The sequence below is a fragment of the Endobacterium cereale genome, assembly GCF_009617585.1.
Classification (GTDB): Bacteria; Pseudomonadota; Alphaproteobacteria; order Rhizobiales; family Rhizobiaceae; genus Neorhizobium; species Neorhizobium cereale.
In genome coordinates this window covers 179,275-200,170 of record NZ_WIXI01000049.1, presented here as the reverse complement: position 1 = coordinate 200,170, position 20,896 = coordinate 179,275, and the positions used below count along the sequence as shown (strand labels likewise).

Genomic DNA, 20,896 nt, shown 5'->3' with positions numbered 1-20,896 from the left:
CCCAAAACAAAACGGCCGGAGTTTTCACCCCGGCCGTTCCGTCATTCACATGAAGCTGGTGGATCAGTTCATCTGGCTGACGTATTTGGTTTCGAGATAGGCCTGAACGGCTTCCGAACCGCCTTCCGTGCCATAGCCCGAATCCTTGATGCCGCCGAATGGCACTTCCGGCAGGGCAAGGCCGTTGTGGTTGATGGTCAGCATGCCAGCTTCGACCTGACGGCCGAGTTCGTGGGCGGTCTTGACCGAGCCGGTGAAGGCATAGGATGCGAGGCCGAAGGGCAGGCGGTTTGCTTCTGCAACGGCATCCTCGAAGGTCGAGAAGCGGTTGACGATGGCGATCGGGCCAAACGGCTCGTCGTTCATGATCTTGGCCGAGGTGGGCACGTTGGCGAGAACTGTTGGTTCGAAGAAATTGCCCTTGTTGCCGATGCGCTTGCCGCCGGTCTTCAGGTCCGCGCCATTGGCGACGGCATCCTGGATCAGGTCTTCCATGGCCGGGATGCGGCGCTCGTTGGCAAGCGGACCCATGACCGTGTCGGCCTCAAGACCGTTGCCGACCTTGATGGCTGCGGCCGCCTTGACAAAACCGTCGAGGAACTTGTCGGCAATGCCATCCTGAATGAGGAAGCGGGTCGGCGCGACGCAAACCTGACCGGCATTGCGGAATTTCGACAGCGCGGTGATTTCGATCGCCTTGTCGAGATCGGCGTCGTTGAAGATCATCACCGGCGCATGGCCGCCGAGTTCCATCGTGGCACGCTTCATGTGCTTGCCGGCAAGCGCTGCGAGATGCTTGCCAATCGGTGTCGAGCCGGTGAAGGAAATCTTGCGGATGACCGGATGCGGGATGAGGTATTCCGAGACTTCGGCCGGAATGCCGTAGACCAGACCGATGACGCCGGCCGGAACGCCGGCATCGGCGAAGGCGCGGATCAGTTCGGCAGGCGATGCAGGCGTCTCTTCCGGTGCCTTGACGATGATCGAGCAACCGGCGGCAAGTGCTGCGGACAGCTTGCGGACGATCTGGTTGATCGGGAAATTCCACGGCGTGAAGGCGGCAACCGGGCCGACCGGCAGCTTGATCGCCATCTGCGATACGCCGGTGAAGCGGGCCGGGATGATCTGGCCATAGGTGCGGCGGGCTTCTTCCGCAAACCAGTCGATCGTATCGGCAGCGCCGAGCACTTCCATCTTCGACTGGGCAAGCGGTTTGCCCTGTTCGCGGGTCATCATGTAGGCGATCGCATCGGCGCGTTCGCGCAGGTTATCGGCGGCCTTGCGCATCATTTTCGAGCGTTCGAAGGCAGACGTGTCACGCCAGATCTTGAAACCCTTGTCGGCAGCTTCCAGCGCCAGATCGAGGTCAGCCTTGCGGGCATGGGCGATCTTGCCGATCACTTCGTCAGTGGCCGGATCGGTCACTTCGATGGTCTCACCGTCAACGGCATCGCGCCATTCGCCGGCAATAAAAAGCTTGACGTCGGGATAGGTTGTCATGGTGTCCACTTTCGTTTTCGAAGGGAGGGTAGGCGAGTGCCGACGGGGAAGCCGGCAAAAATGGTTGCGGCCCTGAGGTAGGATAGATGGCCGCGACAATCAACGGCTTGACAAAAAGTAATACTAAATGATTTCGGAGAATATGCTGGAGAGCATGATGCTGCTCTCCAGATGAAGGCGGGGCCCTTAGAAAAACGCCTGAATGCCCGTCTGGGCGCGGCCCAAAATCAGCGCGTGAACGTCATGCGTGCCTTCATAGGTGTTCACAGTCTCCAGGTTCTGCGCATGGCGCATGACATGGTATTCGATCTGGATGCCGTTGCCGCCATGCATGTCGCGGGCCTGACGGGCGATATCCAGCGCCTTGCCGCAATTGTTGCGCTTGACGATGGAGATCATTTCCGGCGCCATTTTGTGGGCGTCCATCAGTTCGCCTACGCGCAAGGAAGCTTGCAGGCCGAGGGTGATTTCCGTCTGCATGTCGGCGAGCTTTTTCTGGTAAAGCTGCATGCCGGCCAGCGGTTTGCCGAACTGCTTTCTGTCCAGACCATATTGACGGGCGCGGAACCAGCAGTCTTCGGCAGCTCCCAGCACGCCCCAGGAAATGCCGTAGCGGGCGCGGTTGAGGCAGCCGAACGGGCCTTTCAGGCCCGACACATTCGGCAGAAGTGCATCTTCGCCGACCTCGACGCTGTCCAGAACGATCTCGCCGGTGATCGAGGCGCGCAGCGACAGTTTTCCGCCGATCTTTGGCGCCGAAAGACCCTTCATTCCCTTTTCCAGAACGAAACCGCGGATCTCGTTATTGTGGGCCTCCGACTTTGCCCAGACGACAAAAACATCGGCGATCGGGGCGTTGGAAATCCATGTCTTTGCGCCGCGCAGGCGATAACCGCCCTCGATCTTTTCGGCGCGGGTTTTCATGCCGCCGGGATCGGAGCCGGCATCCGGTTCGGTCAGGCCGAAACAGCCGATCAGGTCGCCGGAGACTAGGCCCGGCAGGTATTTCTGTTTCTGCTCGTCGGAGCCGTAGGCAAAGATCGGGTAGATGACCAGCGACGACTGAACGCTCATCATCGAGCGGTAACCACTGTCAATACGCTCGATCTCGCGGGCAACGAGGCCGTAAGCCACATAGGATGCGTTGGCGGCGCCAAACTCTTCCGGCAAGGTGACGCCGAGCAGACCGGTCTGGCCCATCAGCTTGAACAGGCCCTTGTCGGTGGTTTCATCCAGATAGGCTTCCTGCACGCGTGGCAGAAGCTCCGACTTGGCGAAAGCGGCGGCGGTGTCGCGGATCATCCGCTCGTCTTCGCTGATCTGCTCGTCCAGCAGAAACGGGTCTTCCCAGGAAAATGCGGTGCGCGAACTCACGATGATGCCTCCAAAAATCAGGTGTGGCCGGTATTGTCCGTGAGGGTTTGGATATCGGCAAGCGTTGTTTACTCATTTCGCCATGAGGTATAGGAATGGGTGATGATCACTGCGAGCCGAAGATTGCTGCCTTCGACCGGTGCGCTCGCCGCTTTCGATGCGGTGGCGCGGCTCGGCAGTTTTTCCGGTGCTGCCGATGAACTTTCGCTGACACAAGGGGCTGTCAGCCGCCAGATTTCCGGGCTTGAAGACCAGTTGGGCGTGCTGCTGTTCGAACGCAGCAGCCGTGGTGTCGGGTTGACTGTGGCGGGTGTGGATTACGCGAAATCGATCGGTAATGCGTTGTCGCTGATCCGTTCGGCCTCGCTGAAGGCCATGACGAAAACGCATAATGACCAGCTCAATCTTGCCATCCTGCCGACATTCGGCACGCGCTGGCTGATGCCGCGCATTCCGCGTTTCGTCGAGCGCCATCCCGAGATCACGCTGAATTTCGCCACCCGTATCGGTGTCTTCGATTTCGAGAAGGACGGGCTGGATATGGCGATCCATATCGGTCTGCCCGACTGGCCGGGGGCGGAGTGCACGTTTCTGATGGATGAGATGGTGGCACCGGTGGCAAGCCCGGCTTTCTTGGCCAGCCATCCGGTTGCTGGTGCGGAGGATCTGCGAGCCCTGCCGCTGCTGCATATGGCGTCACGGCCGGGGGCGTGGAACCACTGGTTCCAGAGCCTCGGGCTACGCGATGCGCCTTCGCAGGGCATGCGTTTCGAACAATTTTCCAGCGTGGCGCAGGCCTGTATTGCCGGGCTGGGCGTGGCGCTGATGCCGCTGTTCCTGATCGAGTCCGAACTGCGCAATGGCGAGATTGTTCAGGCTTTTCCGCATCAGGTGCGTAGTCCGAGCGCCTATTATGCGGTAGCACCCGTCGCCAAGACCGATTCCCGGCCCGTCAGCGTTTTCCGCGAATGGCTGGTCGAGGAGATCGGCCGTTATCGCGATGAACCCTATTTCGCGTGAACCCGCATTTCGTGGATGGAGAGCCGCATGCAGCCGCACGATTTCTGGCAGGAAATCTATCCCGCCGACACGTTTGATCCCGCAGGGCCGTTCAGCACGTTTTATCCGGCCGTGCTGGAGGATGGTCGACAGATCATGCTGCCGATCCGGCATCTTTCCAATGGCGAAAACGCGCTCGCCTCGCTGATCATCAATCAGGCGAGTTTTGCCGTGCAGGATGCGCTGGCCGATGCCTTGGCGGCCAAGCTGAAACCCTACGATCCGGAAATCGTCGTTGGCCTGCCGACATTGGGTCTGACGCTTGCAGCAGCCGTTGCCCGCCGTCTTGGCCATGGCCGTTACGTGCCGCTCGGGACATCCCGCAAATTCTGGTACGACGATGAACTGTCGGTGCCGATGTCATCGATCACCACGCCCGAATACAGCAAGCGGCTTTATGCTGATCCGCGCATGCTGCCGCTGCTGCGCGGCACCCGTATCGCCTTGATCGATGACGTGATCTCCAGCGGTTCTTCCATTCTCGCCGGCCTGTCGCTGATGGAGGCGATCGGCATCGAGCCGGTGGTGATCGGTGCGGCCATGCTGCAATCGGAACGCTGGCGCGGCACGATTGCCGATATCGATCCGAAGTGGCGCGACCTGATCGTCGGCGTGTTCAAGACGCCGATGCTGAGCCGGACCGATGACGCGCATTGGACCAAATAAGATGATTTTTTCCGGCTTGCCGAGTGTGTGGAGTTCTGAATAGGATCAGCGCTTCGCATTCGCAGCAGAGATCTGGAAAATTCATGGAACTGGTGTTCGACGGCCATAACGACGTGCTTCTCCGGCTTTGGAGGACCATGAAGGAAGGCGGCGATCCGGTCGCCGAATTTTTGAAGGGCACGGCCCAAGGCCATATCGATGCGCCGCGCGCAAAAATCGGCGGTCTCGCCGGTGGTATCTGCGCCATTTACATCCCCTCCGGCGACCTGATCCTGAAAGAACCGGATGACAACGGCCATTACGAGACGCCGCTGGCCGCCCCGCTGGAATATTTATCCTCACTGCAGATCGGCATGGAAAAAGCCTCGATCGCGCTGCGCCTGGAACAGGCGGGCGCATGGCGCCTGTGCCGCACCACCGCCAATATCCGCAAGGCCATGGCCGATGGCGTGTTTGCCGCCGTTCTGCATATGGAAGGCTGCGAGCCGATCAGCGCCAATCTGGCCGAACTCGACGTGTTTTATGCAGCCGGCCTGCGCTCGCTCGGCCCGGTCTGGAGCCGTCACAACATCTTTGGCCACGGTGTGCCGTTTGCCTATCCGATGTCGCCGGATACCGGTCCGGGCCTGACGGATATCGGTTTTGAACTGGTCAAGGCCTGCAACCGTCTCGGCATTTTGATCGATCTCGCGCACATCACCGAAAAGGGTTTTTGGGATGTAGCAAAAACCACCGATCAGCCGCTGATCGCCAGCCATTCCAATGCGCATGCGCTGACGCAGGTCGCCCGCAACCTCACCGACAAACAGATGGATGCGATCAAGGAAAGCCGCGGCCTTGCCGGTCTCAACTACGCTGTCACCATGCTGCGGCCGGATGCGCGTGACAATGCCGCCACGCCGCTCTCCGACATGATCCGCCATATCGATTACATGGTGGAGCGCATGGGCATCGATTGCGTGGCGCTCGGATCGGACTTCGATGGTGCAACCGTACCGGCCGATATTCACGATGCGGCGGGCAACCAGAAACTGGTTGCGGCCCTTCGGGACGCGGGCTACGCTCCTGAAGACATTGCTAAATTGTGCCGGGAGAACTGGTTGCGCGTGCTTGGAGAAGCCTGGCACGAAAAGGCCTGACCAGCCAAGGCGGCAAGCGCCGCCGACAAGATCCAAAAACAAAGACAATAACGGGCAACAAAACAACGGGAACGACCACCATGATGAACTCTCTCAACAAGCGCATGCGCATTCTTTCCGCAGGTGCCGCCCTTGCGCTGATCACGCTTGCCGCACCGCAGGCTTTTGCCGCGACACCGGCCGATACGCTGGTCGAAGGTTTTGCCATCGACGACATCATCACCATCGATCCGGGCGAGGCTTTCGAGCTTTCCACCGCCGAAGTGACCGCCAACAGCTACAGCAAGCTGGTTGGTCTCGACCCGGCCGATACGTCCAAGGTCGTCGGTGATCTCGCCGCCAGCTGGACCGTTTCCGATGACGGCATGACCTATACGTTCAAGCTCAAGCCGGACCTGAAGTTTGCCTCCGGCAATCCGCTGACCGCCGAGGACGTTGCCTTCTCCTTCGAGCGCGCCGTCAAGCTCGACAAGTCGCCGGCCTTCCTGCTCACCCAGTTCGGCTTGACCGGCGACAATGTCGCTGAGAAAGCCAAGGCATCCGCACCCGACACGTTCACCTTCACCGTCGACAAGGCCTATGCGCCAAGCTTTGTGCTCAATGTTCTCACCGCAACCGTCGCCTCCGTGGTCGACAAGAAGGTGGTGATGGAACACGCCAAGGCAATGACGCCGAGCGCCGAATACAAGTACGACACCGATTTCGGCAATGAATGGATGAAGACCGGTTATGCCGGTTCCGGTCCGTTCAAGGTCATGGCATGGCGCGCCAACGAAGCCGTCATCATGGAAGCCAACCCGAACTATTACGGCGAAAAGCCGAAACTGAAGCGGGTCATCTACCGCCACATGAAGGAAAGCTCGGGCCAGCGTCTGGCGCTGGAAAACGGCGATATCGATGTTGCCCGTAACCTTGAGCCGAACGATCTCAAGGCCATCGAAGGCAAGGAAGGCCTGTCGAGCACGTCCGCGCCAAAGGGCACGATCTATTATTTCAGCCTCAACCAGAAAAACGCCAATCTGGCCAAGCCTGAGGTCATCGAGGCGATGAAATATCTGGTCGATTACGATGCGATCGGCGCGACGCTGATAAAGGGCATCGGCGAAATCCACCAGAATTTTCTGCCCAAGGGCCAGCTCGGCGCCAGCACAGAAAATCCCTACAAGCTCGACGTTGCCAAGGCCAAGGAACTGCTGGCCAAGGCCGGCCTGAAGGACGGTTTTTCCGTCACCATGGATGTGCGCAACACCCAGCCGGTAACCGGCATTGCCGAAAGCGTGCAGCAGACGCTGGCGCAGGCCGGCATCAAGCTCAGCATCATTCCTGGCGACGGCAAGCAGACGCTGACAAAGTTCCGCGCCCGCACCCACGACATCTATATCGGCCAGTGGGGTTCGGACTACTTTGACCCGAATTCGAATGCCGAGACCTTTACTGTCAATCCGGACAATTCCGACGAGGGCAAGAGCAAGACGCTGGCCTGGCGTAATGCCTGGGATGTGCCGAAGGAACTGTCGGATGCTTCCAAGGGCGCGCTTCTGGAAAAGGATGCGGAAAAGCGCGCGGCCATCTATCAGAACCTGCAGAAGAAGGTCGCGGCCACCAGCCCGTTTGTGATCGTTTTCCAGCAGACGGAAGTGGCGGGATATTCCTCGAAGCTGAAGGGTTACAAGCTCGGCCCGAGCTTCGATACCAACTTCGTCTATACGGTCTCGAAGGACTGATTGCGGCGTATTGGGAATGAGGGCGGTGCGGCATCTGTCCTTCTCCCCGTTTTACGGGGAGAAGGTGCCGGCAGGCGGATGAGGGGCAGCCCGAACCGCCGAGTTGGCCTCCGCCCCTCATCCCCTCGCTTTCGCTCCGGACCTTCTCCCCGCAAACGGGGAGAAGGGGCTGGCGGCATCCTCTTCAACATCTCGAGGAGATCTTCTTGACTCTCACCGATACGACGGCAGCGACACGGCGCAAGCGCAGCCGTTCCTCCTCCACCGGAAAGGCGGTTCTCCGCTTTCTGGTGACTGTCGTCACGACTTTTCTGGGCCTGCTGGCCGTCACCTTTTTCATCGGCCGCGTGATCCCCATCGATCCGGCGCTCGCCATCGTCGGCGACCGCGCGCCGGCGCATGTGGTGGAACGCGTGCGCGAGCAGCTGGGCCTCAATCTGCCCCTCTACCAGCAATTCTATTTCTACGTTCGTGATGCGCTGACCGGCAACTTTGGCACCTCCGTTCTCACCACCAATCCTGTCATGGACGACATCCGCCGTGTCTTCCCGGCGACGATGGAGCTTGCCACGGTTGGCACCGTTTTTGGCGCACTGTTCGGCATTCCGCTCGGCGTGCTGGCCGCCGTCAAGCGCGGCAGCATTGCCGACCAGATTGTTCGCGTTGTCGGGCTGATCGGTTATTCCGTGCCGATTTTCTGGCTCGGCCTTCTGTCGCTGGTGCTGTTTTACGCAAAGCTGCGCTGGGTGGCTTATCCCGGCCGTCTCGATATCGTTTACGAATACACGTTCACGCCGATCACCGGCTTTTTCCTGTTCGACAGCCTCATTCAGGGCCAGTGGGACGTCTTTTGGGATGCGTTCCGCCACATCATCCTGCCCGGCGCGCTGCTCGGTTATTTCTCGCTTGCCTATATCAGCCGCATGACGCGCTCCTTCATGCTCAACGAGCTGCAACAGGAATATATCGTCGCCGCCCGCGCAAAAGGTCTGTCGGAAACACGGATCATCTGGTTCCATGCGCTGCGCAATGCCGGAGTGCCGCTGATCACCGTCATCGCGCTCTCCTATGCCGGGCTGCTGGAAGGCTCGGTTCTGACGGAGACGATCTTCTCGTGGCCGGGGCTTGGCCTCTACATCACCAATTCGCTGCAGAATGCGGACATGAACGCAGTGCTGGGCGGAACGATCATTGTCGGTTCCGTCTTCATTGCCATCAACCTCCTGTCCGACCTTCTTTACCGCACGCTTGATCCAAGGACACGCAGCCGATGAGCGTCGTGGCACAGACCCCAAAACCATACAGCCGTGACTGGCTGCTTTCCGACCGTCCCACCTCGCGCCATCAGGCAAGGCTTGGACGCGCCTATATCATCTGGCGACGGTTTTCGGAAAACCGGCTGGCGCTGCTTGGCCTCGGCATCATTTTGGCTCTGCTGTTCGTTGCCGCCTTTGCCGATGTGCTGGCGCCGTATAATCCGGTGCAAGGCGATCTGATGAACGCCCGCCTGCTGCCACCCGGTTCGGCCGGTTACTGGCTCGGCACCGACGATCAGGGCCGCGATATTCTGTCCCGCCTGATCCACGGTTCGCGCCTGACGCTGATGGTCATCGTGCTGGTTGCCGTCATCGCAGCCCCCATCGGCCTGATCGTCGGCACCGTTTCCGGTTATGCCGGCGGCTGGATCGACGCGATCCTGATGCGCATCACCGATATCTTTCTGGCCTTTCCAAAGTTGGTTCTGGCACTGGCATTGGTGGCCGCTCTCGGTCCCGGCATCGAAAATGCCATCCTTGCCATCGCCGTTACCTCATGGCCGCCTTATGCACGCATCGCCCGCGCCGAAACGTTGACGTTTCGCAATTCGGAATTCATCTCGGCGGTCAAGCTGATGGGGGCATCGCCCTTCCGCATCGTGCTGCGTCATGTCATGCCGCTTTGCCTGTCGTCGCTGATCGTGCGTGTGACGCTGGATATGGCCGGCATTATTCTCACCGCCGCCGGTCTCGGTTTCCTCGGCCTCGGCGCACAGCCGCCATTGCCGGAATGGGGTGCGATGATCGCTTCCGGTCGCCGGTTCATTCTCGATCAGTGGTGGGTTGCCGCCATGCCGGGTTTTGCCATCCTGATCGTCAGCCTTGGTTTCAACCTGCTGGGTGATGGCCTGCGTGATGCGCTTGATCCGAAGGAGGCCGGCCAATGAGTGGACCTCTTCTGACGGTCGACGATTTGCGCGTCACTTTTCCAACCCGCACCGGCGAAGTACAGGCGGTGCGCGGCGTATCGTTTACGCTGGGTCGCGAACGGCTGGGCATTGTCGGCGAAAGCGGGTCGGGCAAATCCCAGACCGGCCGCGCCATCATGGGTCTGACGCCGGGGCATGCCAAGATCACTGCCTCGAAGCTGGAATTCGACGGCATCGACCTGCTGAGAGTGACGCCAAAACAACGACGAAACCTGCGTGGCAAACGCATCGGCATGATCCTGCAGGACCCAAAGTATTCGCTGAACCCGGTGATGACCATCGGCAAGCAGATCATCGAAACGCTTTTGGCGCATGAAAAACTCAGCCGCTCGCAAGCGCGCAACCGTGCTCTTGAAATGCTGGAGGCAGTGCAGATCCGCGATCCCGAGCGTGTTTTCGGTCTTTATCCGAACGAGGTTTCGGGCGGCATGGGCCAGCGCGTGATGATCGCCATGATGCTGATCTGCGGCCCGGAAATGCTGATTGCCGACGAGCCGACCTCGGCGCTCGATGTCACGGTGCAGCTCGACGTGCTCTCCATCCTCGACAAGCTGGTGGCCGAGCGTGGCATGGGGCTGGTGTTCATCAGCCACGATCTGCGGCTTGTGTCTTCCTTCTGCGACCGCGTCATCGTCATGTATGCGGGGCGTATCGTCGAGGAACTGCCGTCGGCCGATCTGGCACAGGCGAAACATCCCTATACGCAAGGTCTGCTCAACTGCCTGCCGACCATCGGCACCGACCGGCATCCGCTGCCGGTTCTGGAACGCAAGGCGGAGTGGCTGGCGTGAAGATGGGCAAAATGACAGACAGAACAGCACTTTCCGTCCGCGACATGGTCGTGACGTTTGATGAATATGTGGCGCTCGACAAGGTGAGCGTCGATGTCGCCACCGGAGAGTCTTTTGGAATCGTCGGGGAATCCGGTTCAGGCAAATCCACACTTCTGCGGGCCGTTGCCGGTCTCAATCGGTTCGAAGAGGGGACACTGACCGTCGACGGCCGCAACTACAAAAGCCATGGCCGGACCAAGGAATTCTATCGCACCGTGCAGATGGTGTTTCAGGACCCTTACGGATCGCTGCATCCGCGCCAGACGGTGGACAGGCTGCTGCTGGAGCCGCTGGTCATCCACGGTTTCGACAATATCGATGCCCGCATCGCCCGCGCGCTGGATGAAGTGGGTCTCGGTGCCGGTTTTCGTTTCCGCTATTCGCACCAGCTTTCCGGCGGCCAGCGCCAGCGTATCGCCATTGCCCGTGCGTTGATCCTTGAGCCAAAGATTTTGCTGCTGGACGAACCGACCTCGGCACTGGATGCCTCGATCCAGGCGGAAATCCTCAACCTGCTGGAGCAGGCGCGAAAAGATAGAAACCTGACCTTTGTCATGGTCAGCCACGATCTTGGCGTGATCAGCCATATGTGCGAACGGGTTGCGGTGATGAAAAACGGGCAGATTGTCGAGACCGTGCCGGTCGAGGCACTGGAAAAGCGCGCGTTTTCCGCCGATTATACGCGCCAGCTTCTGGTCGCCAGCGAAGGTTTTCGTCGCGGCTGATTTTTTGCCGCGACAGATATTGGATTTTCCGCATGCAGCTTCGCGCCCTGATGTATTTCGATGAACTGGTGCGCACCAATTCCATGCGCGCGGCGGCGGAGAACATGGGCGTTGCCGCGACCGCCGTCAGTCGCCAGATCGAAAACCTCGAACACTATTTTGGCACGCCGCTGGTGGAGCGCAACAATCGCGGCATTCGCCTGACCGCTGCCGGAGAACTGCTGGCGGCGCGGGCCGGAAAAACCTTGCGTGAGCTGGAGCATGTGAACCAGCTGATCGATGACCTGCAGGGCCTGCAGCGCGGCAAGGTGGTGATCTATGCCAATGGCGCGACTGTGGCGAACCTGCTCGCGCCTGTTCTGGCCGAGTTCAGTCTAAAGTATCCAAAATTGCGGTTCGAGGTGGCCATCACCTCAGCACGCGAGGCAGTGGAAGCACTGGCTGCCGCCGAGGCGGATGTCGTGGTGGCACTGTTTGCGCCAAAGATTTCCGGGCTGAAGGTGCGGGTGCGCTCCGAACTGATCTATGACGTGATCCTGTCTGCCGAGCATCCGGCCGCGGGCGCCAAAGAATTTTCGCTGCGCGATCTGGTGCAGATGCCGCTCGCGCTGCCGAACAAGAGTTTCAGCGCCCGGCAGGCCTTTGAGGATGTGTTTTCGAAAGCCGGGCTGGAGCTTGACCCGGTGTTTGTGACCGGTTCTTTGGAAATGCTGAAGGAACTGGTGTTGCGGCGAACGGCTGTCACACTGCTGCCGGCGCTTTCCGTGCAACGCGAAATTGATGCCGGCCAATTGGTGGCGGTGCCGATCGGCGGCGCGAAAGCGGTGAAGACGCCGATGGAGCTTTGCATCGCCCCCGACCGTCAACTGTCGTTTGCAGCGTCAAAGCTGGTCGATTTCATCGAAGCTTTTATGCGCGGTGCGGTGACCAAAAAGACGGGTTCGAAAAAGCCGCTTTGACAAAATGCCCCGTGTAGCGATTTCGGCTACACAGAGACCACAAAAATATGCATTGTGTGTGCACTTGCAACATGACAGTCTTTTGTCAATCACAGGCGGCGATGGCGCAATCCATCGGATGACCTGCCAAATGGGGAACGCGAATGGTTTTTTCTTCCTTCGTATCGGTCACGCGACGAGCGGCGCTCGGGCTCACCGTTGCCGGTGTCGCCGTTCTGGCGGCTCAGGGCCATGCATTTGCAGCGCCGAAAACATCGGTGACATTGGGGATGGCGGTGGAACCCGGCGGGCTTGATCCCACCATCGGTGCGCAGGTGATGATCGGTCAGGTGACCTGGCAGAACGTGTTCGAAGGTCTGACGACGATCGATAAAGACGGCAAGGTCGTACCGCTTCTGGCCGAAAGCTGGGTGGTGTCGCCGGATGGCCTGACCTATACGTTCAAGCTGCGTCAGGGCGTGAAATTCCATGATGGCGAGGCGTTCGATTCCTCGACTGCAAAATTCACGCTCGACCGCGCTCGTGGTGCCGATAGCGTCAACCCGCAGAAACGATATTTCTCCACCATCGACACCGTGGAAACGCCGGATGCGGCGACGCTGGTGCTGAAGCTGAAACAGCCGACCGGCAGCCTGCTTTACTGGCTCGGCTGGCCGGCCTCGGTGATGGTGGCGCCGAAGACTGCTGACAACAACAAGGTGACGCCGGTCGGCACCGGCCCGTTCAAATTCGTCAGCTGGGCCAAGGGGTCTCAGGTGGAGCTGGCGAAAAACGCCGATTATTGGAACAAGGCCGTTTCGGTAACGCTCGACAAAGCATCCTTCCGTTTCATCGGCGATGCGCAGGCGCAGGCTGCCGCCCTGAAGGCAGGCGATGTCGACGCCTTTCCAGAATTCGGCGCGCCGGAACTGATGGACAGTTTTAAAGGCGACGCCCGGCTAGTGACAGTGGTCGGCAATACCGAGTTGAAGGTCGTGGCCGGCATGAACAATGCCACCAAACCGTTCAACGACAAGCGGGTGCGGCAGGCGCTGATGATGGCGGTTGATCGTGCCACCGTGATCGAAGGCGCGTGGTCTGGTCTGGGCACCGCGATCGGCAGCCATTATACGCCGAACGATCCCGGTTATATCGATCTCACGGGCACTTGGCCTTACGATGTCGAAAAGGCCAAGGCACTGCTGGCGGACGCCGGTTACGGCAACGGCCTGACCTTCACCATCAAGGCGCCGCAGATGGCTTATGCGCAGCGCAGTGCGCAGATTTTGCAGGCGATGTTTGCCGAAATCGGTGTGACGATGAATATCGAGACCACCGAATTTCCGGCGAAATGGGTGTCGGATGTGTTGAAGGCCGCCAATTACGAGATGACCATCGTCGCGCATGCCGAGCCGATGGACCTCGATATCTACGCCCGCGATCCGTATTACTTCAACTACAAGAACCCGGCCTTTAACGAGGTTTTGCAGAAGGTGCAGGAAACGGCGGACCCGGCCGAACAGTCCAAGCTTTATGGCGAGGCGCAGAAGATTCTGGCCGATGACGTGCCGTCGCTGTTCCTGTTCGTGATGCCGAAGCTCGGTGTGTGGGATGGGAAATTGAAGGGGCTTTGGGAGAATGAGCCGATTCCGTCGAATGTTTTGACGGATGTGCATTGGGTAGAGTGAGGCACGATACGCTGTTTATGAAAAAAGACCCCTCCCAACCCTCCCCACAAGGGGGAGGGCTTAACCCGGCCGATGCCCCGAGCCTTGCATCGGGCAGGAGGCTGCCACAGGGTTTCTCCCCCCTTGTGGGGGAGATGGCCGGCAGGCCAGAGGGGGAGTTTTTCGCCAATGTCAGCGTGTTGGCATGGAAGTCTCCCGACTTTACGGTTCAGATGGGCGCCGTCACCCCATGATCACCATCCTCACCCGCCGCATCCTCAGCCTGATCATCACGCTTCTCGCCGTCTCGCTCCTCGTCTTCTCCGTCATGAACCTGCTGCCCGGTGATCCGGCATCAATCATGCTCGGCACCTCCGCCAGCCCCGATACGCTGGCTGCGCTGCAAAAACAGATGGGGCTCGATCAGCCGCTGCCGCTGCGTTATCTCGCATGGCTTGCCGGCGTGTTGCAGGGTGATCTCGGCAATTCCTATACCTATAGCGTGCCGGTTGCAGGCCTGATCGCCGAGCGATTGGCGGTGACGCTGCCGCTGGCGCTGATGGCTGTTGTTCTGTCTGTCGCGATCGCCGTGCCGCTTGGTGTCACCGCAGCGCGCTATCGTAACGGACCTGTCGATTTTTTCGTCGGCCTGTTTTCTTATGCAGGCATCGCCATGCCGGGGTTCTGGGTCGGGTTGCTGCTGATCCTGCTGTTTTCCTCCAGCCTCGGCTGGATGCCGGCCGGCGGGTTTCCCGGCTGGGATGCTGGTCTTGGCGTAGGCTTGAAGGCATTGCTGCTGCCCGCCGTCTCGTTGGCTTTGGCGCAGGCCGGAGTGTTGACGCGGGTGGCGCGTACCTCGGTCATTGAGGTGATGAACGAGGATTTTGTCCGCACCGCGCGGGCCAAAGGTTTGGGAGAGTCGGCAGCCTTGTGGCGGCATGCGGTTCCGAATGCGCTGATCCCGGTGGTGACCATGCTCGGCCTGCAATTCACCTTTCTGGTGGCAGGCGCGGTTCTGGTCGAAAATGTTTTCAACCTGCCGGGGCTGGGGCGTCTGGCCTATCAGGCGCTGTCGCAGCGTGACATCATCGTCATGCAGAATGTCGTGCTGTTTTTCGCCGCCCTCGTCATCATCATGAATTTCCTCGTGGATCTCGCCTATCTGGTGATCGATCCGCGGCTGAGGGCGAAGGCGCAATGATCGCAAACATCCTGCGCCGCCCGGTTCTCTTCACCGGCCTTGTCATCACGCTGTCTCTGGTTGCCATCGCACTGCTGTCGCTGGTCTGGACGCCGGCCCAACCGTCGAAAATGCAGATCCTGCTGAAGCTCAAACCGCCGCTGTCTGCGGGGCTGTTCGGTACCGACCACTTTGGCCGCGATCTCACCTCCATGCTGATGGTCGGCGCATGGAATTCACTATCGACGGCGTTGGTCGCCGTGGCGCTGGGTGCAAGCGTCGGCACCATGGTCGGCGTTTTTCTCGCGGCGCGGCGCGGTTGGGCCGAGGTGATCGGCATGCGCATTTGCGACATCATTTTTGCGCTGCCGCCGATCCTGTCGGCGATGATGCTCGGTGCCTTTCTGGGAGCAGGGCGGTTCACCGCCATTCTGGCGATCGCCACCTTCATGGTGCCGGTCTTCGCCCGCCTGACGTTTGGCGCGGCGCTGCAGATCTGGACGCGCGATTATGTTTCCGCCGCCGTCGGCATGGGGCGCTCGGGTTTCGCCATCACCTTTACGCATATCCTGCCGAACATTTCCAACCAGATTATCGTGCAGGTCACCATCCAGCTTGGCCTCGCCATCCTCACCGAAGCGGGCCTCAGTTTCCTCGGTCTTGGCATGCCGCCGCCGGCGCCGACATGGGGGCGGATGCTTGCCGACGCGCAGACCTATCTCGGGCAGGCGCCGTGGCTGGCGCTGCTGCCGGGGCTGGCCATCGCGCTTGCCGTGCTCGGTTTCAACATGCTGGGCGATGGCCTGCGCGATCTATTGGACCCCCGAGACCGAACCTGAACGACATCCTTTTCAAAGCGAAGATATTGCCATGAATGATCTTCTGAAACTGAGCATTCGCGATCTTGTCGGCCTTTTCGGCGATAAAAAACTGTCTCCCTCCGAATACTGGCTCGCCGTGGAAGAGCGCGTCGAAGCCTTCGAGCCGCATGTGCAGGCGCTTTATCTCTACGATCCCGACAGTGCGCGGGCGCAGGCGAAAGCCTCGACCGAACGCTGGGCGAGGGGCGAGGTGTTGGGTCCGCTCGATGGCATTCCGGTCACGCTGAAGGAGCTGATCGCCACTGAAGGCCAGCCGGTGCCGCTCGGCACGGCGGCGGTGGAGTTGACGCCGGCTGCTGCCGATTCACCGATCGCGGCGCGCATGAAGGAAGACGGCGCGGTCATTTTCGCCAAAACCACATGCCCGGATTACGGCATGTTGTCTTCCGGCCTTTCCAGCTTTCATCCGTTGAGCCGCAATCCTTGGGATCTCACCCAGAACCCCGGTGGCTCCAGCGCCGGTGCCGGTTCTGCGGGGGCAGCGAGTTTCGGGCCTCTGCATATCGGCACGGATATCGGCGGTTCTGTGCGGCTTCCGGCCGGCTGGACCGGGCTTTTCGGTTTCAAGCCAAGCCATGGCCGCATTCCGGTCGATCCCTATTATGTCGGGCGTTGCGCCGGGCCGATGACCCGCACGGTCGAGGATGCCGCATTTTCGATGGCGACGCTGTCGCGGCCGGACTGGCGCGACGGCACGTCTCTGCCGCCGGAAAATATCGACTGGCTCGATCTCGATATAGACGTGAAGGGTTTGAAGATCGGCCTGATGCTGGATGCCGGTGTCGGCCTTGCTGTCGAAGCCGAAGTGCGCGATGCGGTGATTGCAGCAGCCAAACGGTTTGAGGACGCCGGTGCCATCGTCGTACCGGTCGAACCGGTGATGACGCGCGCGATGCTGGATGGGCTCGACGTCTTTTGGCGTGCCCGGTTCTGGGGCGATATCGAAGCATTGTCGCCGCAGCGGCGGGCGAAAATCCTGCCCTATATCCTGCACTGGGCGGAAGGGGGCGCTGACGTTTCCGGTGTCGAGGCCGTGGGCGGTTTCAACCAGACGATCGCGATGCGGCAGGCATGTTCAAAGCTGTTTTCGACCGTCGATGCGGTGATCTCGCCGACCAATCCGATTGTCTCCTATCCGGCCGACTGGGCGTCGCCCACCAATGATCCCGCAAAACCGTTTGAACATATCGGCTTTACCGTGCCGTGGAACATGTCGGAACAGCCGGCATCCTCGATCAATTGCGGCTTTTCGACATCCGGCATGCCGATCGGACTGCAGATCGTCGGTCCACGTTTTGCCGATATGACGGTGCTGCGGCTTTCAAAAGCATTCGAAATATGGACCGGTGGTGTGCAGGTCTGGCCGGAACCGCCTGTGGCCGGCTGATCGGCTGTCATTTTCACAAGCTTTGGAACAAAAAACCAAAGCCCGCGTTGAGACCGTGAACCGAAGACAGGAAACCTGCGCCTGCCGAAAGGCGCATGTTGTGGGGCGGTCGTCGCGGGGTAGTTTCGTCGGGTTTTCACCTGTCGACAGCTTTCCAGACATCCCCTTTTTGTCCTCGATTGCGGCTGACGCCGACCACTCGACGATCGTCAAAGGAGATTGACATGGCGCCTGTAAATTCAACCAAGGACATTCCCGGCGAAGCTGCATCAGCAGTGTATGCGCAGGAAATCGAGTTGCAACTGGCGCAGTTGCGCGAGGACATTGCCGTTCTTGCCCGCACAGTTGCCGCTGCCGGCTCGCAGAAGGCGGAAAACGTTAGCCGTCGGGTGAAGCGCGCCACGGATGAAGCGGCCGATGCATCGCTCAATATGGTCGAGGCTGCACGTGAACAGGCTCTGTCGCTGGAAAAGGACCTTGAGCGCCAGATTCGCACCAATCCGCTGCAGTCGGTGGCCATCGCTGCCGGTGCCGGCTTCCTGTTCGCCCTCCTGGCGCGTCGCTGATCATGGGGGGGCTGGCCCCTATCCTGGCATCGCTGCTTGCGGTTGATATCGGCGCTTTCACCAAGCGGATGCGCCGTAATGCCGTGCTTTATGCGATAGCGGGATTTTTCATGCTGACGGCCTATGCCGCGGGTGTGACTGCATTGGGCATTTATCTCGCAACGATGATGCATCCGGCCGCCGCCGCCGCTGCGGTGGCGTTTGCAGCCTTTATCGTGGCGCTGATCTTTTTCCTTGCGATCATGCTGTCCAACCGGGCTGAACAAAAACGCCGTCGTCAGGCTGCCGCCGCCAATAGCGGCAAGGCGATGATGCTGACCGCGGCGATGTCTGCCCTGCCTATGGTGATCCGCTCGAAACCGCTTGCGGCCGTGGCGATCGCCGGCGGTCTTGCCCTGGTGCTCGGCAAGACGCTGAGTGGTTCCACCGAAGAAAGCTGACAGTCGTCATTTAGAAGGATCATAATGGGACGCGGATATTCGCCGCGTCCCATTTTTGTTGCCGTTTGCGGCATAACATCCGGCCAATGTATCATTTTATAAAGACCCGCCCCCCGTTTGGGTGATCTAGACCCCTGATGGCTTCGCGCCCAAATCACCATCAGGATGCCCGGATTTTGCGTGTTCTCATTGTCGACCCCGAATACCTTGTAGCGCTGGATGGCGAGCAGGTTCTATTCGATGCGCTGGGATGCGACGTCGAAATCGCCATGCCGCGCGACTATCCCGCCATTCTTGAAAATCGTCGTTTCGATGTGGTGCTCATCGATGTCCGCATCATTCAGGATGATGTTGCCGATGCCGCCCGGCGTATTGCCGCAACGGAGGCAAAGGTCGTTCTTTCCAGCCTGTCGCATGTGAATGCCAATGGCTTCGCACAGTGGCCGGAAATCCCGGTTGTCCTGAAACCCTTCGACGACAAAACTCTGATCGATGCAGTAAAAAACGCCGCGACCAGTGATCGCGACGTTTCGTCTCCTCCCAGGTAATTTTTGGAGCGGCTCAGCTGCCGAAGGCGCGGGCCGTGATGGCGGCGTCGCCCGGGTCGGGGCCAAAGTCGCTTTCGCCGGTCACGCCCAGCAGTTCCTGCAGGCGGGTACGGGCGCGGCTGACACGGCTCTTGATCGTGCCGACGGCGCAACCGCAGATCTCGGCGGCTTCCTCATAGGCAAAACCGGCAGCACCGACGAGAACGATGGCTTCGCGCTGGTCGTCCGGCAGCTTGTCGAGTGCCTTGCGGAAATCCTGCAGGTCGAGGCGGCCATACTGTTCCGGATGCACGGAAAAGCGCTCGGAAAACAGACCATCCGAATCCTGCACTTCACGGCCGCGCTTGCGCATCTGGCTGTAAAATTCGTTGCGCAGGATCGTAAACAGCCAGGCACGCATGTTGGTGCCGGCGGTAAAGCTGGTCTGGTTGGCCCAGGCCTTCATGATCGTGTCCTGCACAAGATCGTCCGCCTTGTCGTGACGACCGGTCAGCGAGACCGCGAACGCACGAAGATTGGGCAGGGATGCAAGGAGGTCGCGCTTGAACGCGCGGTCGGCGAGTTCTTGCTCTGTCATGTTACGTCCCCGATTTCGCGTTTTTCTCGGCCTGCTCAAGGCGCTCGAGAAGGTCGAGAAAACGGTCGGGGATACCTTCTTCCTGTACGGCATCGTAAAAGTCGCGCAGCTTGCGCGAGATTGCCGCATTGGGAAGCGTCGCACCGGGCCTGAAGTCTTTCGCTTGCGCTGTCGTCATTGTTTTTTCTTTTTTTCTGCTATCTTGTTCACTCATCACGCGGGCAGCCTGTTGCGATATCACTGCCAACAGAATGCACGGAGACAAAAAAAGTTCCCTTACCGTCGGAACTTTTTTTGTTTCCGACCGTTTTCAGCCAGTTAGTTGCCCGCTGGGGCTCAGGGGAGAATTTATTTATGTCACTCACCACGCGCGTCGCGTCTCACCTTCCTTACCTGCGTCGATACGCTCGTGCCGTCACCGGATCGCAGACATCAGGTGACGCCTATGTTGCCGCGGTTCTCGAAGCCTTGATTGCAGATATCTCGATCTTTCCCGAGACGTCGAAGGATCGCGTTTCGCTGTATAAACTTTTCGTTGCGATCTTTGGTTCCACATCCATTGAAATCCGCCCGATCGAATCCCCGTTCGCATGGGAACAGCGCGCCGTCGCCAACCTTTCGGCCCTGCCGTCCAAGGCGCGGCATGCATTCCTTCTGATCTCTGTCGAAGGTTTCACTATCGAAGAGACTGCTGAAATCCTCGATCTGAGCACCGAGGAAGCCACCCAGCTTCTTGATGAGGCATCGCGCGAGATTTCCCGCCAGGTCGCCACCGACATCATGATCATCGAGGACGAGCCGCTGATCGCGCTCGATATCGAGCAGATGGTGCAGGATCTCGGCCACCGCGTCACCGGCGTTGCCCGCACCCACAAGGAAGCGGTCAACCTGTTCCAGACCTCGCAGCCGAAAATGGTTCTCGCCGATATCCAGCTCGCCGATGGCAGCTCGGGCATCGATGCCGTCAACGAGATCCTGAAGACCTCCAGCGTGCCGGTGATCTTCATCACCGCATTCCCGGAACGTCTTCTGACCGGCGAGCGTCCCGAACCCGCCTTCCTCGTTACCAAGCCGTTTAACCCGGACATGGTGAAGGCGCTGATCAGCCAGGCGCTGTTCTTCAACGAGGCGGTCAAGGCGGCAGCCTGAGCGGAACCGGCGGGATATTGAGACAGATCAGGAACAAACAAGACATGGCGACGTTCTTTCGCAAGAAAACGAAAGGAAATCGCCATGTTGTACTACGCTCTGGTATTTCTCGTGATCGCGCTGATAGCCGGCGCTCTCGGGTTCGGTGGAGTGGCGGGAACGGCGGCTGGTATTGCCCAGATCCTGTTCTATGTGTTCCTCGTTCTGCTCGTCATATCTCTGGTTCTCGGGTTGTTCAGGCGGACATGACACAATATAAGAAAATTTCTTGATCAACCGGATGCCGGTACCCGGCATT

The 20,896-nt window shown here is 59.7% G+C and carries 22 protein-coding genes; 18 read left to right on the top strand and 4 right to left on the bottom strand.

The genetic code is table 11. The features are described from left to right. Nucleotides 1-63 precede the first annotated feature (63 nt). A complete protein-coding gene (locus tag GAO09_RS22895; RefSeq protein WP_153358342.1) occupies nucleotides 64-1,500 on the bottom strand; it encodes an NAD-dependent succinate-semialdehyde dehydrogenase in 1,437 nt (478 codons plus the stop codon). Nucleotides 1,501-1,686: 186 nt separating this feature from the next. Further along, nucleotides 1,687-2,874: an acyl-CoA dehydrogenase gene (locus tag GAO09_RS22890; protein WP_324185059.1), complete on the bottom strand. Its 1,188-nt coding sequence runs from the start codon at nucleotides 2,872-2,874 to the stop codon at nucleotides 1,687-1,689. A gap of 102 nt (nucleotides 2,875-2,976) precedes the next feature. Between GAO09_RS22890 and GAO09_RS22885 the strand changes: the two genes are divergently transcribed. The 16 genes from GAO09_RS22885 to GAO09_RS22810 all read left to right on the top strand — a co-directional run bounded on the left by GAO09_RS22885 (nucleotide 2,977) and on the right by GAO09_RS22810 (nucleotide 18,872). Then, a complete protein-coding gene (locus tag GAO09_RS22885) occupies nucleotides 2,977-3,894 on the top strand; it encodes a LysR family transcriptional regulator (RefSeq protein ID WP_153358080.1) in 918 nt (305 codons plus the stop codon). Nucleotides 3,895-3,921: 27 nt separating this feature from the next. Next, entirely contained in the window at nucleotides 3,922-4,599 is a 678-nt protein-coding gene (locus tag GAO09_RS22880) for a phosphoribosyltransferase (protein WP_153358077.1), read from the top strand. 83 nt (nucleotides 4,600-4,682) lie between these two features. Further along, nucleotides 4,683-5,738, top strand: a complete 1,056-nt coding sequence (locus GAO09_RS22875) for a dipeptidase (protein ID WP_153358075.1) — start codon at nucleotides 4,683-4,685, stop codon at nucleotides 5,736-5,738. An 80-nt stretch (nucleotides 5,739-5,818) separates the two neighbouring features. Continuing rightward, nucleotides 5,819-7,462 (top strand): ABC transporter substrate-binding protein, encoded by a 1,644-nt coding sequence (locus tag GAO09_RS22870; protein ID WP_153358073.1) that lies wholly within the window; start codon nucleotides 5,819-5,821, stop codon nucleotides 7,460-7,462. 206 nt (nucleotides 7,463-7,668) lie between these two features. Then, the gene (locus GAO09_RS22865) at nucleotides 7,669-8,736 is read left to right on the top strand and encodes an ABC transporter permease (RefSeq protein ID WP_153358071.1); all 1,068 of its coding nucleotides are present in this window, start codon (nucleotides 7,669-7,671) and stop codon (nucleotides 8,734-8,736) included. After that, nucleotides 8,733-9,665, top strand: coding sequence for an ABC transporter permease (locus tag GAO09_RS22860; protein ID WP_153358069.1), 933 nt, complete (start codon nucleotides 8,733-8,735; stop codon nucleotides 9,663-9,665). The genes GAO09_RS22865 and GAO09_RS22860 overlap by 4 nt, the downstream gene beginning before the upstream one ends. Next, on the top strand, nucleotides 9,662-10,498 hold the full coding sequence (locus GAO09_RS22855) for an ABC transporter ATP-binding protein (RefSeq protein ID WP_153358067.1): 837 nt from the start codon (nucleotides 9,662-9,664) through the stop codon (nucleotides 10,496-10,498). The genes GAO09_RS22860 and GAO09_RS22855 overlap by 4 nt, the downstream gene beginning before the upstream one ends. An 11-nt stretch (nucleotides 10,499-10,509) precedes the next feature. Then, entirely contained in the window at nucleotides 10,510-11,265 is a 756-nt protein-coding gene (locus GAO09_RS22850) for an ABC transporter ATP-binding protein (RefSeq protein ID WP_410768247.1), read from the top strand. Nucleotides 11,266-11,297: 32 nt separating this feature from the next. After that, nucleotides 11,298-12,224, top strand: coding sequence for a LysR family transcriptional regulator (locus GAO09_RS22845; RefSeq protein ID WP_153358064.1), 927 nt, complete (start codon nucleotides 11,298-11,300; stop codon nucleotides 12,222-12,224). Nucleotides 12,225-12,367: 143 nt separating this feature from the next. After that, complete coding sequence (locus tag GAO09_RS22840) at nucleotides 12,368-13,891, top strand: ABC transporter substrate-binding protein (RefSeq protein WP_153358062.1); 1,524 nt, start codon at nucleotides 12,368-12,370, stop codon at nucleotides 13,889-13,891. Between the two features lie 229 nt (nucleotides 13,892-14,120). Then, nucleotides 14,121-15,071: an ABC transporter permease gene (locus tag GAO09_RS22835; protein ID WP_153358339.1), complete on the top strand. Its 951-nt coding sequence runs from the start codon at nucleotides 14,121-14,123 to the stop codon at nucleotides 15,069-15,071. Next, on the top strand, nucleotides 15,068-15,889 hold the full coding sequence (locus GAO09_RS22830) for an ABC transporter permease (RefSeq protein ID WP_153358060.1): 822 nt from the start codon (nucleotides 15,068-15,070) through the stop codon (nucleotides 15,887-15,889). The genes GAO09_RS22835 and GAO09_RS22830 overlap by 4 nt, the downstream gene beginning before the upstream one ends. Nucleotides 15,890-15,920: 31 nt before the next feature. Then, nucleotides 15,921-17,318 (top strand): amidase, encoded by a 1,398-nt coding sequence (locus tag GAO09_RS22825; protein ID WP_153358058.1) that lies wholly within the window; start codon nucleotides 15,921-15,923, stop codon nucleotides 17,316-17,318. A gap of 224 nt (nucleotides 17,319-17,542) precedes the next feature. Continuing rightward, nucleotides 17,543-17,884: an ElaB/YgaM/YqjD family protein gene (locus tag GAO09_RS22820; protein ID WP_153358056.1), complete on the top strand. Its 342-nt coding sequence runs from the start codon at nucleotides 17,543-17,545 to the stop codon at nucleotides 17,882-17,884. A gap of 2 nt (nucleotides 17,885-17,886) precedes the next feature. Next, on the top strand, nucleotides 17,887-18,324 hold the full coding sequence (locus GAO09_RS22815; protein ID WP_153358054.1) for a hypothetical protein: 438 nt from the start codon (nucleotides 17,887-17,889) through the stop codon (nucleotides 18,322-18,324). A gap of 176 nt (nucleotides 18,325-18,500) precedes the next feature. After that, entirely contained in the window at nucleotides 18,501-18,872 is a 372-nt protein-coding gene (locus tag GAO09_RS22810; RefSeq protein ID WP_153358052.1) for a response regulator, read from the top strand. Between the two features lie 13 nt (nucleotides 18,873-18,885). Here GAO09_RS22810 and GAO09_RS22805 read toward each other — a convergent pair whose 3' ends face one another. After that, nucleotides 18,886-19,449, bottom strand: coding sequence for an RNA polymerase sigma factor (locus GAO09_RS22805; RefSeq protein ID WP_153358050.1), 564 nt, complete (start codon nucleotides 19,447-19,449; stop codon nucleotides 18,886-18,888). A gap of 1 nt (nucleotide 19,450) precedes the next feature. Then, complete coding sequence (locus GAO09_RS22800; RefSeq protein ID WP_209018814.1) at nucleotides 19,451-19,627, bottom strand: NepR family anti-sigma factor; 177 nt, start codon at nucleotides 19,625-19,627, stop codon at nucleotides 19,451-19,453. A gap of 176 nt (nucleotides 19,628-19,803) precedes the next feature. Between GAO09_RS22800 and GAO09_RS22795 the strand changes: the two genes are divergently transcribed. Together GAO09_RS22795 and GAO09_RS22790 are read left to right on the top strand one after the other, a co-directional pair. Then, complete coding sequence (locus GAO09_RS22795; protein ID WP_153358047.1) at nucleotides 19,804-20,598, top strand: response regulator; 795 nt, start codon at nucleotides 19,804-19,806, stop codon at nucleotides 20,596-20,598. Between the two features lie 84 nt (nucleotides 20,599-20,682). Then, nucleotides 20,683-20,847: a DUF1328 domain-containing protein gene (locus GAO09_RS22790; RefSeq protein ID WP_153358045.1), complete on the top strand. Its 165-nt coding sequence runs from the start codon at nucleotides 20,683-20,685 to the stop codon at nucleotides 20,845-20,847. Nucleotides 20,848-20,896: the final 49 nt, after the last annotated feature.

Bases quoted from the DNA above. Each gene is read 5' to 3' on its own strand.
- GAO09_RS22895 (WP_153358342.1), bottom strand. From the start codon at position 1,500: ATGACAACCTATCCCGACGTCAAGCTTTTTATTGCCGGCGAATGGCGC.
- GAO09_RS22885 (WP_153358080.1), top strand. From the start codon at position 2,977: ATGATCACTGCGAGCCGAAGATTGCTGCCTTCGACCGGTGCGCTCGCC.
- GAO09_RS22880 (WP_153358077.1), top strand. From the start codon at position 3,922: ATGCAGCCGCACGATTTCTGGCAGGAAATCTATCCCGCCGACACGTTT.
- GAO09_RS22875 (WP_153358075.1), top strand. From the start codon at position 4,683: ATGGAACTGGTGTTCGACGGCCATAACGACGTGCTTCTCCGGCTTTGG.
- GAO09_RS22870 (WP_153358073.1), top strand. From the start codon at position 5,819: ATGATGAACTCTCTCAACAAGCGCATGCGCATTCTTTCCGCAGGTGCC.
- GAO09_RS22860 (WP_153358069.1), top strand. From the start codon at position 8,733: ATGAGCGTCGTGGCACAGACCCCAAAACCATACAGCCGTGACTGGCTG.
- GAO09_RS22855 (WP_153358067.1), top strand. From the start codon at position 9,662: ATGAGTGGACCTCTTCTGACGGTCGACGATTTGCGCGTCACTTTTCCA.
- GAO09_RS22850 (WP_410768247.1), top strand. From the start codon at position 10,510: ATGACAGACAGAACAGCACTTTCCGTCCGCGACATGGTCGTGACGTTT.
- GAO09_RS22845 (WP_153358064.1), top strand. From the start codon at position 11,298: ATGCAGCTTCGCGCCCTGATGTATTTCGATGAACTGGTGCGCACCAAT.
- GAO09_RS22840 (WP_153358062.1), top strand. From the start codon at position 12,368: ATGGTTTTTTCTTCCTTCGTATCGGTCACGCGACGAGCGGCGCTCGGG.
- GAO09_RS22835 (WP_153358339.1), top strand. From the start codon at position 14,121: ATGATCACCATCCTCACCCGCCGCATCCTCAGCCTGATCATCACGCTT.
- GAO09_RS22830 (WP_153358060.1), top strand. From the start codon at position 15,068: ATGATCGCAAACATCCTGCGCCGCCCGGTTCTCTTCACCGGCCTTGTC.
- GAO09_RS22825 (WP_153358058.1), top strand. From the start codon at position 15,921: ATGAATGATCTTCTGAAACTGAGCATTCGCGATCTTGTCGGCCTTTTC.
- GAO09_RS22820 (WP_153358056.1), top strand. From the start codon at position 17,543: ATGGCGCCTGTAAATTCAACCAAGGACATTCCCGGCGAAGCTGCATCA.
- GAO09_RS22815 (WP_153358054.1), top strand. From the start codon at position 17,887: ATGGGGGGGCTGGCCCCTATCCTGGCATCGCTGCTTGCGGTTGATATC.
- GAO09_RS22805 (WP_153358050.1), bottom strand. From the start codon at position 19,449: ATGACAGAGCAAGAACTCGCCGACCGCGCGTTCAAGCGCGACCTCCTT.
- GAO09_RS22800 (WP_209018814.1), bottom strand. From the start codon at position 19,627: ATGACGACAGCGCAAGCGAAAGACTTCAGGCCCGGTGCGACGCTTCCC.
- GAO09_RS22795 (WP_153358047.1), top strand. From the start codon at position 19,804: ATGTCACTCACCACGCGCGTCGCGTCTCACCTTCCTTACCTGCGTCGA.
- GAO09_RS22790 (WP_153358045.1), top strand. From the start codon at position 20,683: ATGTTGTACTACGCTCTGGTATTTCTCGTGATCGCGCTGATAGCCGGC.